The sequence below is a fragment of the Lysinibacillus sp. TE18511 genome, from assembly GCF_054062295.1.
Map to the genome: position 1 here is coordinate 17815 of NZ_JBSSFD010000017.1, position 15293 is coordinate 33107.

General features: G+C 38.4%; 14 protein-coding genes. 6 read left to right on the forward strand and 8 right to left on the reverse strand.

Features of this window, described 5'->3' with window-relative positions; genetic code table 11:
- Positions 1 to 960, reverse strand: coding sequence for a YncE family protein (locus ACVWXS_RS13660; RefSeq protein WP_374965312.1), 960 nt, complete (start codon positions 958 to 960; stop codon positions 1 to 3).
- Between the two features lie 181 nt (positions 961 to 1141).
- On the opposite strand from ACVWXS_RS13660, the gene ACVWXS_RS13665 reads away from it, so the two are divergent.
- Complete coding sequence (locus ACVWXS_RS13665) at positions 1142 to 2227, forward strand: glycosyltransferase (protein ID WP_456958597.1); 1086 nt, start codon at positions 1142 to 1144, stop codon at positions 2225 to 2227.
- 191 nt (positions 2228 to 2418) lie between these two features.
- Positions 2419 to 4338 (forward strand): beta strand repeat-containing protein, encoded by a 1920-nt coding sequence (locus ACVWXS_RS13670; protein ID WP_456958598.1) that lies wholly within the window; start codon positions 2419 to 2421, stop codon positions 4336 to 4338.
- A gap of 253 nt (positions 4339 to 4591) precedes the next feature.
- On the opposite strand, the gene hemY is transcribed toward ACVWXS_RS13670, so the two are convergent.
- From hemY to hemE, 3 genes are all read right to left on the reverse strand, one after another.
- A complete protein-coding gene (gene hemY, locus ACVWXS_RS13675; protein ID WP_456958662.1) occupies positions 4592 to 6013 on the reverse strand; it encodes a protoporphyrinogen oxidase in 1422 nt (473 codons plus the stop codon).
- 14 nt (positions 6014 to 6027) lie between these two features.
- Positions 6028 to 6948 carry a ferrochelatase gene (gene hemH / locus ACVWXS_RS13680; protein WP_374965310.1) on the reverse strand — a complete coding sequence of 307 codons (921 nt, stop codon included), beginning with the start codon at positions 6946 to 6948 and terminating at the stop codon, positions 6028 to 6030.
- 164 nt (positions 6949 to 7112) lie between these two features.
- Positions 7113 to 8162 (reverse strand): uroporphyrinogen decarboxylase, encoded by a 1050-nt coding sequence (gene hemE / locus ACVWXS_RS13685; protein WP_456958600.1) that lies wholly within the window; start codon positions 8160 to 8162, stop codon positions 7113 to 7115.
- 233 nt (positions 8163 to 8395) lie between these two features.
- Between hemE and ACVWXS_RS13690 the strand changes: the two genes are divergently transcribed.
- Positions 8396 to 8914 (forward strand): antibiotic biosynthesis monooxygenase family protein, encoded by a 519-nt coding sequence (locus ACVWXS_RS13690; protein ID WP_368637086.1) that lies wholly within the window; start codon positions 8396 to 8398, stop codon positions 8912 to 8914.
- Between the two features lie 276 nt (positions 8915 to 9190).
- A complete protein-coding gene (locus ACVWXS_RS13695) occupies positions 9191 to 10351 on the forward strand; it encodes an amidohydrolase (RefSeq protein WP_427420492.1) in 1161 nt (386 codons plus the stop codon).
- Between the two features lie 204 nt (positions 10352 to 10555).
- Here ACVWXS_RS13695 and ACVWXS_RS13700 read toward each other — a convergent pair whose 3' ends face one another.
- Positions 10556 to 11740 (reverse strand): ABC transporter permease, encoded by a 1185-nt coding sequence (locus ACVWXS_RS13700; RefSeq protein WP_456958602.1) that lies wholly within the window; start codon positions 11738 to 11740, stop codon positions 10556 to 10558.
- Positions 11724 to 12473 carry an ABC transporter ATP-binding protein gene (locus ACVWXS_RS13705; RefSeq protein ID WP_068986013.1) on the reverse strand — a complete coding sequence of 250 codons (750 nt, stop codon included), beginning with the start codon at positions 12471 to 12473 and terminating at the stop codon, positions 11724 to 11726. Before ACVWXS_RS13705 ends, ACVWXS_RS13700 begins: the two co-directional genes overlap by 17 nt.
- Positions 12474 to 12577: 104 nt before the next feature.
- Between ACVWXS_RS13705 and ACVWXS_RS13710 the strand changes: the two genes are divergently transcribed.
- Positions 12578 to 12994, forward strand: a complete 417-nt coding sequence (locus tag ACVWXS_RS13710) for an HIT family protein (protein ID WP_402985356.1) — start codon at positions 12578 to 12580, stop codon at positions 12992 to 12994.
- 651 nt (positions 12995 to 13645) lie between these two features.
- Here the strand turns inward: ACVWXS_RS13710 and ACVWXS_RS13715 are convergent.
- Together ACVWXS_RS13715 and ACVWXS_RS13720 are read right to left on the reverse strand one after the other, a co-directional pair.
- Positions 13646 to 13945 (reverse strand): hypothetical protein, encoded by a 300-nt coding sequence (locus ACVWXS_RS13715; RefSeq protein WP_423472618.1) that lies wholly within the window; start codon positions 13943 to 13945, stop codon positions 13646 to 13648.
- 110 nt (positions 13946 to 14055) lie between these two features.
- Entirely contained in the window at positions 14056 to 14295 is a 240-nt protein-coding gene (locus ACVWXS_RS13720) for a hypothetical protein (protein WP_456958605.1), read from the reverse strand.
- On the opposite strand from ACVWXS_RS13720, the gene ACVWXS_RS13725 reads away from it, so the two are divergent.
- Positions 14294 to 14506 (forward strand): hypothetical protein, encoded by a 213-nt coding sequence (locus tag ACVWXS_RS13725; RefSeq protein WP_456958607.1) that lies wholly within the window; start codon positions 14294 to 14296, stop codon positions 14504 to 14506. The two genes, ACVWXS_RS13720 and ACVWXS_RS13725, sit on opposite strands and share 2 nt — an antisense overlap.
- Positions 14507 to 15293: the final 787 nt, after the last annotated feature.

The window sequence follows — 15293 nt, forward strand, 5'->3', positions numbered from 1 at the left end:
TTATTCCTCCCTCACTAACAGTTGAAATGCACCGTTCCCCACATCAACTGTTTTTTTCACCTGACCTTCTTTTATAAAATACAAAGTATGGTCATCATAGCCAGCGACAACAATATAATCTTTAAACTGATTTACGACAAATGGATTAGCGCCTACCTCTTGCTGCCATTTCACATTTCCATCAAAGTCAGTCACATATAATTTATTATGGCCATGACTAACAACGAGGACAGAATCCTTTGTTTTGGTTAATCCAACAGGCATTAATGGCATTTCTATCTCTCCATGTTCCTCACCTGTTGTAAGATCATATTTTTTCACAGTACTATTCGGTTTGCTTCCTGCTCCATGACCACCTATCCAAAGCTCATTTGTCTCTTCAAGAATTGCTATCCCATGTGATGATTTTTGAATCGGCCACTCTTGCTCAACCTTTAGATTATCAATGTTTAACACCGATAATTTCGTGTCTTTATAATTTATCACATATAGCTTATCTTTATAGGCCGCCATTGACATAGGATAATTACCAAGCTTTTGTGTTGCAAGCTCGTTGCCCTTCTCATCAAAGCTTGTCACAGTATTTGTTTTGCTATTCGTAATAAAAAACTGTTTTTTATTTTCGACATAGTACGCATTCGTTGTACCAACCTGTACTTTTTTGGAGTAGAGCTTCTTCCCGGTTGATAATGTATAGACGTCAATTTCATTCAATTGATGACCATACAATAACACATGATCCTGTCCGAGCAATATTGCCCCTGAGTAAGCTTTGTCAAATAACCATGTTGCTATGACATTACCTTGTTCATCTATAAAATCTAATGAAGGTTCTTGTATATTTAAGGACGCAATAAAATTCTGATCGCGTTCAATAGGCTCAAGCGAATTCTCCGTACATCCTGCTAACCATACAATCTGTACTAAAGAAAAAATGAAGAATGCCCATTTTTTCAACATCATCACCTCTGTTTCTTAACTATACTTCACAATTGTGAAATCCGAGTGAAACTTGAGAGGTAAATTTATGACAAACAAATAAAGTAATTTTATCTATTATTATGTAATGCTTCATCAACGAGCATTTATCCAACCAAAACTTATAGTAGTACATAGATTATGGTAAGGAGGGATCGACTTTATGGTGTCAATTAGCTTATGTATGATTGTGAAAAATGAAAAAGAAGTTATCGGTAGATGTCTAGCATCTGTAAAAGACTTAGTCGATGAAATTAATATTGTAGATACTGGCTCTACCGACAATACAAAAGAAATTGTTAAACAGTTTACAGATCGTATTTTTGATTTTGAATGGGTTCATCATTTTGCAGCTGCAAGAAATTTTTCATTTCAACAGGCAACGAAGGAGTACATTTTATGGCTAGATGCGGACGACGTGTTATTAAAGGAAGATCAGGAAAAATTGAAAGCCCTAAAAGATTCCTTAACCTCTGATATAGATGCCGTTTCGATGAATTATCATTTAAGCTTTGATAATCAGGGAAATGTCATCTCCCTATTAAGGAGAAATCGTTTAGTAAAAAGAAATAAACAATTCCAATGGATAGGTGCGGTACACGAATATTTAGAAGTTGGTGGCAAACTTTTGGCTAGTGATATTGCTGTCAGTCATTTACCACTCAGCCATGATCATACGCGAAATATTAACATCTATAAGCGATTAGTTGAATCAGGAGAACCACTCTCTCCACGCGATACATTTTATTATGCAAACGAGTTATTCGATCATGGTCAATTTGATGACGCAATATTTTACTATGAAACATTTTTAACTTCGAAATTAGGCTGGATAGAAGATAATATTCGAGCCTGCTACAAATTAGCAGATTGTTATTCCAATTTAAATGATCCAGAAAATAATTTGAGCTCCATTTTAAGAAGCTTTGAATATGATATTCCTCGTGCAGAAGCGTGTTGCAGACTTGGCTTTTATTTCATGCAACAATCAAAAAATTATGAAGCGATATTTTGGTATGAGCAAGCGCTTGCTATCAAGCAAAAAACAAACGCACCTTTCCAAAATAAACCCTTTTCCACTTGGTTGCCTCATTTACAACTTTGTGTCCTCTTTGATCGGTTACAACAATTCGAACTTGCCAATGCGCATAATGAATTAGCAAGAACCTTTTTACCAAATGATGAAAAAATTCTACACAATAAAGCTTATTTTGATCGTATTTTAAAGAAGGAAAATGAAAAATCTTAACTTCCTTCTATATAAATAGGTTAGTTAGTATCTAAGTGCTTATATTCCATTAACAGAAGTATTAGGTTAACTATACAGTGATTAATAAATTCTTTTATTGCCTCTCGATATATTTTGCATAACCAAGTAGATAACTGACTATTTCTCCTTTTCTCTCTATGAATACGCTATTTGAGAGAGGGGGTGAAACAATGCATTTTGGAAATTTTATAGATAGAGTTTGCAGTAAATGTAATACATTCCCATGTTGTTGTAGAGGTGGTCCTGTTCCAGGCTGTCCTATTTGGCCTGTTAAACCTACCGGACCTACCGGAGGAATTACAGGTCCTACTGGGGCAACAGGTGTTACTGGGCCTACTGGCGCTACCGGGGCTACTGGCGCTACCGGCGTCACTGGACTTGCTGGGGCAACAGGTGTTACTGGGCCTACTGGCGTTACCGGAGCTACTGGTGTTACTGGGGACACTGGCGCTACCGGCGTCACTGGACTTGCTGGGGCAACAGGTGTTACTGGGCCTACTGGCGTTACCGGAGCTACTGGTGTTACTGGGGACACTGGCGCTACCGGCGTTACTGGCGTTACTGGCGCTACTGGCGTTACTGGCGCTACTGGGCCTACTGGCGTTACTGGGCCTACTGGCGCTACTGGGGCTACCGGCGTTACCGGGGCTACTGGTGTTACTGGGGACACTGGCGCTACCGGGGCTACTGGCGTTACTGGCGCTACTGGCGTTACTGGACCTACTGGTGTTACTGGACCTACTGGGGTTACTGGGGACACTGGCGTTACCGGGGCTACTGGTGTTACTGGGGACACTGGCGCTACTGGCGTTACCGGGGCTATAGGTGTTACTGGACCTACTGGGGTTACTGGGGCTACTGGCGCTACTGGTGTTACTGGGGACACTGGCGCTACTGGCGTTACCGGGGCTACTGGTGTTACTGGGGGCACTGGCGTTACCGGGGCTACTGGTGTTACTGGGGACACTGGCGCTACTGGCGTTACCGGGGCTACTGGCGTTACTGGCGTTACTGGTGTTACTGGGCCTACTGGCGTTACCGGAGCTACTGGTGTTACTGGGGACACTGGCGCTACCGGCGTCACTGGACTTGCTGGGGCTACTGGCGTTACTGGGCCTACTGGCGTTACCGGGGCTACCGGCGCTACTGGGGCTACTGGTGTTACTGGGGACACTGGCGCTACTGGCGTTACCGGGGCTACTGGCGTTACTGGCGTTACTGGCGTTACTGGTGTTACTGGCGCTACTGGCGTTACCGGGGCTACTGGTGTTACTGGGGGCACTGGCGTTACCGGGGCTACTGGTGTTACTGGGGACACTGGCGCTACTGGTGTTACCGGAGCTACTGGTGTTACTGGGGCTACTGGTGTTACTGGACCTACTGGTGTTACTGGGGACACTGGCGCTACTGGCGCTACTGGCGCTACTGGCGCTACTGGCGCTACCGGCGTTACCGGGGCTACTGGCGTTACTGGAGACACTGGCACTACCGGCGTTACTGGCGCTACCGGCGTTACCGGACCTACTGGCGTTACTGGGGCTACTGGCGCTACCGGGGCTACTGGGGCTACTGGGGCTACCGGGGCTACTGGACCTACTGGACCTACTGGGCCAGCATTTACAGAAGGATTCTCAGCATTTGCGAATGCTATATCTGTAAACAGTTCTTCTATAATCACTAACTGGAGTGTTGCATCTCCATATTTTACAACACCAGCATTCAATCCAATGACTGGAGTTTTCACTGTCCCTACAACTGGAAGATACGCTTTTGAAGCTACCATTAACTATTCAACAACCGCAGCAATTTCCGTAGGTTTAGGGGCAAGTATTAATCCATCATTTGCTATTCGTCAAAACACTGCAACAAATTTAATAAGCGGGTTATTCCCTGTATTAAATGTAGCTGTAACCTTATTAACTTTACGCGCTATTCTTGGTAATGGCACAGTAACATTGGCTGGAGAAGTTAATTTAAATGCAGGCGATACCATTGATTTATTCTACAATGCTAATGGTTTAACAGTAGGACTTACTCTTGGAGGAGCTAACTCCGGTGGTATTGTTTGGTCCTGTCACCGAATTTCATAACAGATTGTACTTTTGTTAGCCTTCTCTATAAGGATGGCTAAACTGGGAAAGTCAATTACTTTCCCAGTTTTTTAATTGAGATCATCGGAGGATTTAAACTTTCTCATCCTACAAATGAATAAAAATGGTTAGTCCATACACCTAACAATTCATATCTTCTATCCGTTTGTTCTATTGTATCCATCGATAAAAAAAGTAGTACAAACTATATTTTCAGTTTGTACTACCTAGTGGTAATTTTTAATCTATATAATCACATAAACATTTCCATTAATATTTCATTAGCAACGTTCTTACCTTGCTCAACGCACTCTGGTATAGATATTCCTTCGAAGGAACTTCCTGAGAGCTTAACAGTCGGGAAATGTTCCTGTAATTCTTGCTTTACACGCTCTATCATCGCCTCATGACCTACCGTATACTGTGGCATGGCATTTTTCCAGCGGGAAACTACTGTCATCAACGGTGTTCCATTTACACCAATTGTTTTCATTAAATCCTGCAAGACGGTCTTTTCAATTTCAGTATCAGATAACGCTACAATTGTCTCATCACCCACTCGTCCAATATAACTACGTAACAGCACGTAATCATTTGGTGTTGTGCCAGGCCACTTTCGATTAATCCAAGTGCAAGAAGTTATTGAAAAATCACTATTTCGAGAGACAAAAAATGATAATGCATCTAAATCACCTAACTGGTCTTTTTTAAAGGCCATTGTCACAGTAGCAATAGTTGCTGCCTTCATCGTACTCAATTCATTTAATAGCTGGTGTTTGTTGAACATTTTTTCTGCCATATTAAATGGTGTGGCAATAATAACAGCATCTGCTTTTAATTGTGTAAAATTATTTAACACAACTTGGACAGTACCATCTTTACCATGTTCTATTTCTTCAACTTTAACACCCTTCATAACTGTCCCAGGAAGTAGTGATTCTTCAAGCTTTTCGATAAGTGTCTCAAGACCATTATTAAATGTTTGAAAAATCCCCTTATCTTTCGAGATGCGATGGTTACTTAAAAAATTCGTACCAGACTTTTTCATACCAATCAGTAGGCTACGATATTTTTGTTCTAATCCGTAGAGCTGCGGGAATGTTAAACGCATGCTTAACTGCTCAATATCACCAGCAAATGTTCCTGCAAGTAATGGCTCTACTAGATTTTCCACAACTTCAGCACCGAATCTTCTTCTAAAAAATTGCCCTAATGGTTGATCATCATCTTGTGCAGAACGGGCGATGAAAAAATCACCCGCTGCACGGACTTTACCGCTGAGTGAAAACAAACCTGATGTAATGAATGACGAGATAAGCGGTGTTGCCCCAGATAAAAGATTACTCGGAATTGGATATAATTTACTACCAACAGCAATATAATTCGGTCCTGCATTGCTTGTAATCAATTCCTGTTCAATTCCTAAATCTTTTGCTAGAGCATATACATAGTTCTCACGATCAAAAAAAGATTCTGGCCCGCGCTCAATAATAAAGCCATCTTTTCGCAGTGTTTGTATTTTTCCGCCAAGACGTAATGACGACTCGACAAGTACGATATCTAACGGCAATTCTTTTGCGCGTGCTTCTTTTTGCAAATAGAATGCAGCTGTGAGGCCAGTAATGCCACCGCCTACAACAACTACCTTACGTCTTTTCTGAGTCACCAACATCATCACTTTCTTTTCGCTTAGCTTAATTTTTTATGAATGGCATCAACCATTGCATCAATAAATAATGGGTGTGTATTTGGCATTGCTGGACGATAATAGTTCGCGCCAAGTTCATCACAAACAACTTTACATTCAAAATCGTTGTCATATAAAACTTCTAAATGTTCCGTTACAAAGCCCACTGGCGTGTAAACGAACGAACGGAAACCCTTTTGCTCGTATAGTTCACGCGTTAAGTCTTGAACATCTGGACCGATCCAAGGTTCTGGTGTTTGTCCTGCTGATTGCCAGCCAACTTCTACATTTTTTACACCTGTCGCTTCTTGGATTAGTCGAGCTGTCTCAATTAATTGATCCTCATATGGATCGCCTAACTCTTTAATTTTCTCTGGAAGTGAATGTGCAGACACAATTAAACATGCTTTTTCGCGTTCTTCCTCAGACATTGCTTCAAATGTTTCATTCACTTTAATTTTCCAATACTCAATGAAATTTGGTTCATCATACCAAGATTCCACAGACGTAAATGTTAAACGACCTCCAGCCGCTTCTGCTGCACGGCCATTATATGATTTAATAGAGAACGTTGAGAAATGAGGTGCTAATACGATAGAAACCGCTTCTTTAATCCCCTCTGCTACCATTCCTTCGACAGCATCCTCAATGAACGGGTGGATATGCTTTAAACCGATAAATAATTTGTATTCCACATCATCTTGTACTTCATTTAAGCGTGCACATAAAGCTTCGGCTTGTGCTTTTGTAGCAGCCGCAAGTGGCGATAAACCACCAATTGCTTCATAACGACTACGTAAATCTTCTAAATGCTCTTCTGATGGTTTGCGACCGTGTCGGATATGTGTATAGTAAGGTTCGATGTCTTCTTCTTTATAGGGTGTTCCGTATGCCATTACTAATAAGCCTTTAATTTCTTTCATTAACTTTTTCACCTCTAAAAATAGTTAAAATTAAATTTTTTCTCATATACTAATGTGACAAAAAGAAGCTGTCCAATTCATCAGATTGGACAGCACCCTTTCTTATGATGAAATCAGAACATCATTCATAGAAAAGGATAAAACCTTGGTCACTTCTACATTATTTAAGAACGTGCTTGGATTTGTTGAGCACTATATTCATGAATAAGTGCCGTTAAACGTTTTAACACTGCTGGGTCTACCTCTGGGAATACACCATGACCTAAGTTAAAGATATGTCCAGGCATTTCTAAACCTTGATCGATAATATCTTTCGTACGTTTCTCAATAACAGACCAATCAGCAAGTAATAGCGATGGATCTAAGTTACCTTGAACTGGTTTTGTAATCCCGTTTATGCGTGCTTCTTTAATTGGTAAACGCCAATCTAGGCCAACAACATCGATTGGTAAATCATTCCACTCTTTCGCTAAATGACTTGCACCAACACCAAACTGAATTAGTGGCACATTTTCTTTTTTCAACTCAGCAAAAATACGTGTCATAATCGGCTTAATGAATACACGATAGTCTTCAACATTTAAAGCACCGACCCAAGAGTCAAATATTTGGATAGCTTTTGCTCCCGCTTCGACTTGGGCAGAAACATCAGAAATAATCATGTCAGCTAACTTGTCCATTAATGCAAACCAAGCTTGAGGCTCTGATACCATAAATGACTTTGTTTTATTATAGTTTCTTGAAGGGCCACCTTCAATCATATAGCTTGCAAGTGTGAATGGTGCCCCAGCAAAACCAATTAGTGGTACATTCAGCTGCTCTTCTGTTAACATTTTTATCGTTTCTAATACGAATGGTGTATGTTCTTTCGCATTGAATTCACCTAATTTTTCTATATCAGCGATTGATCGAATAGGGTTTGAAATGACAGGACCTACGCCTGCTTTGATTTCTACATCTACACCAATACCAGGAAGAGGCGTTACAATATCTTTGTATAAAATTGCTGCATCAACATTGTAATTTTCAACCGGTAAACGCGTTACATACGCACAAAGCTCAGGTTGATGTGTAATTTCCTCTAAGGAGTACTTTTCTTTAATTGCACGATATTCTGGCTGAGAGCGTCCTGCTTGTCGCATATACCAAACTGGTGTATGCTCCGTTCTTTCCCCTCGTGCAGCACGTAGAAGTGAATCATTAAAAGTTGTCATGAATAGTTCCTTCCCCTCGATAAAATTCATATCGTAAAATTCTCTTGTTTATTCTGTTATTATTGATATCCGTTTTCAATAGTAAACGCTTCCTCTGTTATTGTATAGTTTTCCTAGTGAAATGTCATAAAATTGTTCTTTCTAAGAGCATTCTTTTTTGACAAAGCGTTAGACTTACACTTAAATGGAGATAATCACACTATATTTTGAACATTTATAAGGAGGGCAAATTTATGTATATTTATTTAACTTCTGGTACAGGTGATTTTTTAGAACAGTTAAAAAATAAATATCCAAACGAGAAGATGATTTTAATACACGGAGAAGGAAACTCTGTGCTTATACATGAAACAGAAGGGAAATCTGTATTTACAACACCACGGAAGTTTGAAGTACTAGATTCAGTAAATAATTTAGAAGAACGCGGCTTCTTTGTCTTCAACAATATTCCCGTTACCGATGAAGGTCGACCAGTTTTTGAACATCGCTTTTTAAATCGAGCACGTGCTATAGAAGATGAGCCAGGCTTTGTAGCATTTCGACTACTACGTCCAATAAATAGTGAAACATATATTGTAATGACACAATGGAACGGTCCTCATTCATTCGAAGCATGGAAAAGCTCAAAGGCCTTTACATCAGCGCACGCAGAACGTAAAGAGCCAACAGGTGTGAATCAGCAAAATATTTTCTCAGCAGCTTCCTATGTCACAACCTATAGTGTTGCCCCGAAGGAAGAAGACGAAGCTTAGTTTTTTAAGCTTGAGGGTATTCGCTCCTCTTCCGCGGATATTCTCACCAGGAGCGCGGATATTTGCTCCTCTTCCGCGGATATTCCCACGAGGAGCGCGGATATTTGCTCCTCTTCCGCGGATATTCCCACCAGGAGCGCGGATATTTGCTTCTCTTCCGCGGATATTCCCTCCAGGAGCGCGGATATTTGCTCCTCTTCCGCGGATATTCTCCCAGCACGCGCGAGTATTCACTTCTATTATATTGGTAATACATTCTGTTTAAGGAGGTTTACTATGAACCAACATCTACGTGAAAAGGTTGATGCACATTTTGATGAAATGGTGGCTATTCGCCGTCATCTACATATGCATCCGGAGCTAAGCTTTCAGGAGCAAGAAACTGCAAACTATATTATTCAATTTTATAAAAAGTTAGGCGTGCCAGTGGAAGCTAATGTCAGTGGTTATGGTCTGATTGCACGGATTAAAGGAAGCAAGCCTGGTAAAACGATTGCTTTACGAGCAGACTTTGATGCACTTCCTATACAAGATGAAAAAGATGTACCTTACAAATCAACTGTGCCTGGCGTAATGCATGCTTGCGGGCATGATGGTCATACAGCTACTTTATTAATTATCGGTAAGCTTTTGTGGGAAATGCGCGATGAATTAACTGGAGAATATGTTTTAATTCATCAGCATGCCGAAGAGGCTGATCCAGGTGGTGCGATTGGTATGGTACAGGCTGGAGCTTTGAACGGAGTCGATGCTATTTTTGGTACACATCTATCTTCCAGCCATCCAACAGGTATGATTGGTTACCGTGTAGGTCCGGCGATGGCCGCTGTTGATAGTTTTGAAATAAAAATTCAAGGTAAGGGTGGTCACGGTGCTCATCCACATCAAACAAAGGATGCTATCGTTATTGGCTCTCAACTTGTGATGAATTTACAACAACTTGTCGCTCGTAGAGTTGATCCGACGGAATCGGCTGTTTTATCAGTTGGTTCATTCGTAGCATCTAATGCCGACAATATTATTGCCGATACAGCCTATTTAAATGGAACAATTAGAACGTTTAATAAGGATGTTCGTGAAACGATGGAGCGTGAGTTTAAACGGGTTATCCAAGGTACAGAAATTGCCCATGATTGTACAATTGAACTTGATTATCGTCGTGGCTACCCTGCAGTTGTGAATCATGAAAAGGAAACACTATTCGTGCGTAATATTGCACAGGATATTTGCGATGTGGCAGAGATTGAAGCAACTATGGGGGCCGAAGATTTCGCTTACTACTTAGAAGAAAAGCCAGGTACATTCTTCTTTACCGGAGCTGAACCAGCTGAATATGCCCCACATCATCATCCAAAATTCGATATAGATGAAAAAGGTATGCTCGTAGCGGCAAAAGTATTATTAACAGCCGCACTAGACTATCAATTTGTAGAATAAAAAATAAAGCTCATTTCTCCAATCAAAGAATTGGAGAAATGAGCTTTTATAATTTGCTGATCACCATAACGTGGGTTGATTTCCGTTCCGACTGAGCGCTTTCCTGGGGGCGTCCAGTCTCCACTCCAATCAACTTATTCACATTGCATACGTTTTAGCAAAATGTCATCTACCTTTGGTGATAAGGCGAAATTAACCATATTATTAAGCTTTTGAGATCTTAGCAGTCAATTCACTTATAACCAAAATTATAATGAAGGTTACATAAAACATTGGCTGTGTGACCCCACATAGACCAACAATAATAGCTTGAACAATCATTGCGAGACGTACAATTTGTTTGACCGCAACCTTTCGCGCATCATCTGGTAATGGATAAAGCATGTCCATGCGGAATTCACCACTTGATAATAATGCCTGCTTTAGCTGTATCGTTGTAGCAAAACTCAATGCACCTGCAACAATCCACGTAACTACAGGAATATCTACAAAAGCTGCAATAACAGCTGAAATTGCTGTTAAGCGTAGCCATAAATAAAAATGATCGTCTGTACGCACAAATGTCCGGAACACCAAGTACTTTTGAGCATTGCCCTTCTTGTATGGCACAAATTTATAAAGCCAGTCAAGCCAACCACGACGACGGATGCTGCCACGTAAATGTGGAACGTCTGTGAAATAATTAGCAAAACGATAGAAACTCATCATGCGATTTTGTTCTAGCTTCACAAAATGCTCGTACGGCACAGGCTCACCAGCACATTTTTTTCTAAATATGACAATATACACACACATAATAGCCACTGCAACAATCGCTAAAAGAAGTTGCATATGAAGCCCCATGTACACAGCAACACCAAAGATAACAGCTCGAATTAGCCTGTCCACCCAAATCATTTGACCACGTTCACTATAACGATAGCTATATTCACCCTGAACGCTCAAATACTTCAATATAATAATAAGGAAGAACACTGCCCAAACTTCAAATGTTGTTAATTCAGTAACAGCTTTTAATAAAGGAATACTAACGATATAAACAATTGCCACAACCCAAACCTGTGACCAAAACGTCCACGCTAATGCCTTTTTAAAATACTGTGACATTTTTGATTCTAAAGGTAATAAATACACTTGGTCAGGCTCTCTCAAAAGTGAAGTTGGACGACTAAATGCTAGTAAAATCCCAACTACCACTGCAATTATTACCTCTGCCGGAAAATCAGGCTGAACAATTTTCAGCCATTCACTATATTGATAGCCCCCTGCTCCAATAAGAAATACTAGTACAATCGCTATATGCCCCGTAAAAATAAATCGCATATATTTTTGCACTTCACCTATATAATGCATGAAGCGAGTGGACCATACATCACGCAAGTTCTTCATGGTCGCGCTCCTTTGTCATTGCAATATATAAGTCATCTAATGTCGCATGTGGCATCGCAAATGCCTTGCGTAGATCCTCCATTGTCCCTTGTGCTCGCACACGTCCTTCGTGCAATAAAATTATGCGGTCACAATGCTTTTCAGCGGTCGATAAAATATGTGTGGACATTAATATAGAAGCGCCCTCTTTTTTCTTTTCATCCATTTGATCAAGCAATGATTGAATGCCAAGCGGGTCGAGTCCCACAAAAGGCTCATCAATAATGTAAAGACTCGGGTTGACTAAAAAGGCGCACATAATCATAACCTTTTGACGCATCCCTTTTGAGAAATGAGATGGGAACCAATTCAGTCGTTTTTCCATTCGAAATTCCTTTAATAATAATTGTGAACGAGCTGCAAGTGTTGCTTCATCTAGCCCGTAAGCCATTGCGGTTAATTCTAAATGTTCACGTAATGTTAACTCATCATATAATACAGGTGTTTCAGGAATATAGGAAAATGCTGTACGATACTTGTCCGTATTTTCCTTTAACGTCACACCATTTAAACGAATGTCTCCTTCTTTTGGAAGCATCGTTCCGATAATATGCTTAATCGTCGTACTTTTACCAGCACCGTTCAAGCCAATTAAGCCAACAAGCTCTCCTTTTTCAATCGTAAATGATAAATCTTTAATTACAGGCTTTCTTGTATAACCACCTGTCACATGTTGTACTTCTAATACCGTCATGCCCTCACTCCTCTTCTTGTTTATATTTTATCAAAAATTAGCAAATGATACAGTTATGAGTATGATAGAATGTATTTACATATAAAATAAGGGGGAATTTTCGAATGAGCGATTGCCTATTTTGCAAAATCATTGATGGATCTATTCCAAGTACAAAAATTTATGAAGACGAACATGTCTATGCATTTACGGACATTTCACCTGTAGCTAAAGGCCATACACTATTAATTCCAAAACATCACTGCAAGGATCTATTCGAAATGCCTGAGGCTGTGGCTAGCAATTTATATGCAGTAGCACCGAAAGTTGCAAATGCTATTAAAGCTGCTTTTAATCCAATTGGACTGAATACAATTAATAATAATGGTGCTGCAGCTGGTCAAACTGTTTTCCACTACCACTTACATTTTATTCCGCGTTACGATGAAAAAGAAGGCTTGGACTTAAATTGGCAAACACAAAAATATACACCCGAGCAATTAACTGAAGTTGCGGAAAGCATTAAAGCTAACCTTCAATAATGGATATTCTAGTTCAAGATAGCCACTAGCTTTAAGGATTTCACGATATAATCTAATCATGTTCTTATAACAATGTTTTAATGAGGAGTAATGAATAATAAAGATATTATCGCATATGGACTTATTATTATCCCATTATTAATTTCAATTTATTTTTTATCAATCCAGAAATGTTAGTTCCAGCTGGATATGATTTAGCGTTGGATGGATACGTAATATCAATTACGTTAATGTTTATATTTATTTCATATTTAATAGCTAAATTAGGATTTTTTATACTTAAACAAAAAAACAGCTAATATATTAGCTGTTTTTAATATTTTATTGCGATTTTTTGAAAAAAAGTGTTCAACTTGTAATTGCAATTTAAGTTTTAAATTTTCTTTGAAAAATAAACCATTATTAATGAAATAGAAGAAATATAAATTGTAACTAGCAAATTCAATACTTCATATACATTTAATTTTAAAATCCCATCTGTATTAAAAATAAACATCAATATTCCAATTACAATTATAATCACAAAATAATTTACAAACATAGACTTTGATACGATTGTTTTAGCTCGTTCATCTCTAGGGTAAAGATGCGGAGATAAATATGCTAACGATAACTGATTAATTGCTAACCCAACTGTCTTTAATTTCAACATCACGTGTAAAATTTTTTTAATTTTCCTGGTGAAGTTTTATTCATAATAAATCCAGCAGATACTAATCCTATTAAAATAATTATAATCGTCAAAATATTATCTAACCAACCTATTTGAATACTATTCGTTAGTTTTGAACCACCAATAATTATTATAGCAGCAACAATCCAAGCGAATAAAAATCCTACAATGTACTGTAACCATTCTTTTTTTGAAAGCAGCTTAAAAAGAGCTCTACTTTTATAAAATTTCATAATTGAGAAAAACAATAATAAGAAAAACATTATATATCCAATCATTACAATCATCCCTTTTTTGAAAGTTTAATTTTAATTTACATAATCATTTTAAGGTGGTCATCATTTGGTGTCAAAACTAAAAAAGAACGGCTATTTTGCCGTTCTTTTTCCTATTCAAAACAAGCCGCCATTACTGCTGTTATACCTAGAAAATCTAGTAATGCACCTTTTACATCGGAAGCTAGACCTTCTGATACTTTATCCATTGCTTTGTACATTGCACTAGTTTTTGAGTGTCCACCTACACGATATTTATCGTACCACTTTACTATTTCTTTTGCAGCTTTCGAAATACCACCAAGCTTTTGGATAGCCCACTTTATTTTTGTTATTTTTGTGATACTAAACATGTTACCTACAATTGCTACACTTATTGCAGTTGCACACCCTATTGCACCACGCGTCATTATTTCAGAGCCAGTATTAAAAATTAAATTATTATTTTCATCTAATGTAACATGTATTGATGTATTGTTATCAAACCATTGTTTTGCTGCTTCAGGTCCAGGTATTAGTCTAATATTATATTTTCTTTTATTTGTAGTTCGGAATCAATTATGACCCATTCAAAAGTATCGTCTTCACTAAATTCATTAGTATATAGAGGGACCCCAAAAGTAAACTCAATTCCAGAGGGCAGTGTTCCTTTAAAGAAAATAAATACATTTTCTTATTCAATTTTAAATACCCCCTTTTTAATTTTTTCACCGGTATATTCATAACTTATCATTCACGATACTAATTTCAAAATTAATTTTTGTTGATAATTGAACAAAAATTGATAAAAGTCTGAAAAATACTGTTACTACTGAAGTTTCCTATAATGACTATACGGAGCTTTTTTGAAAATTATAAGGGATTCGAAAATATTGAGATTATATTCAAACCATACTGAAAAAGTTGATCTTCCACAAAAAAGTGGTGCAAATCGACTTTTTTAATTTTCTAAACCCAATATAAGATAGATTTATAAAAATGAATTTCTTTTGTTTTTCAGTGCCCACGATTTTATCACCCAAAACGTTTGACGATGAATATTTTTGAATTTTATCAATTTTTGTTCTGTTTATGACAAAAATTGATTTTACATTTATAGCTAATAAACGTTTTTTAGAGAAATCTTTATTCAGGATTTTATACACGTTGCAGCCAGTAAACTAGCCTTAAAACGTTGTCAAACCAACGATGTAACGGAAGAAGAAATTTCAAAAAAACTAGGGATTTCAAAACAAGCTATCAATAAAGCTAAAAACCAGGCTTTTCAAAAAATTGGCAGGAGTATCACATCCATTATGCCTCGGCATAATTGTAGCTGTCGCTTTGCTTTCGCTACAGAAAACACTCGCTG

Excerpts from the sequence above, each read along its gene's own strand:
- ACVWXS_RS13665 (WP_456958597.1), top strand. The coding sequence starts at position 1,142 with ATGGTGTCAATTAGCTTATGTATGATTGTGAAAAATGAAAAAGAAGTT.
- ACVWXS_RS13690 (WP_368637086.1), top strand. The coding sequence starts at position 8,396 with ATGTATATTTATTTAACTTCTGGTACAGGTGATTTTTTAGAACAGTTA.
- ACVWXS_RS13710 (WP_402985356.1), top strand. The coding sequence starts at position 12,578 with ATGAGCGATTGCCTATTTTGCAAAATCATTGATGGATCTATTCCAAGT.
- ACVWXS_RS13715 (WP_423472618.1), bottom strand. The coding sequence starts at position 13,945 with ATGATTGGATATATAATGTTTTTCTTATTATTGTTTTTCTCAATTATG.
- hemY (WP_456958662.1), bottom strand. The coding sequence starts at position 6,013 with ATGATGTTGGTGACTCAGAAAAGACGTAAGGTAGTTGTTGTAGGCGGT.
- ACVWXS_RS13705 (WP_068986013.1), bottom strand. The coding sequence starts at position 12,473 with ATGACGGTATTAGAAGTACAACATGTGACAGGTGGTTATACAAGAAAG.
- ACVWXS_RS13725 (WP_456958607.1), top strand. The coding sequence starts at position 14,294 with ATGTTACCTACAATTGCTACACTTATTGCAGTTGCACACCCTATTGCA.
- ACVWXS_RS13720 (WP_456958605.1), bottom strand. The coding sequence starts at position 14,295 with ATGTTTAGTATCACAAAAATAACAAAAATAAAGTGGGCTATCCAAAAG.
- hemH (WP_374965310.1), bottom strand. The coding sequence starts at position 6,948 with ATGAAAGAAATTAAAGGCTTATTAGTAATGGCATACGGAACACCCTAT.
- hemE (WP_456958600.1), bottom strand. The coding sequence starts at position 8,162 with ATGACAACTTTTAATGATTCACTTCTACGTGCTGCACGAGGGGAAAGA.
- ACVWXS_RS13670 (WP_456958598.1), top strand. The coding sequence starts at position 2,419 with ATGCATTTTGGAAATTTTATAGATAGAGTTTGCAGTAAATGTAATACA.
- ACVWXS_RS13700 (WP_456958602.1), bottom strand. The coding sequence starts at position 11,740 with ATGAAGAACTTGCGTGATGTATGGTCCACTCGCTTCATGCATTATATA.
- ACVWXS_RS13660 (WP_374965312.1), bottom strand. The coding sequence starts at position 960 with ATGTTGAAAAAATGGGCATTCTTCATTTTTTCTTTAGTACAGATTGTA.
- ACVWXS_RS13695 (WP_427420492.1), top strand. The coding sequence starts at position 9,191 with ATGAACCAACATCTACGTGAAAAGGTTGATGCACATTTTGATGAAATG.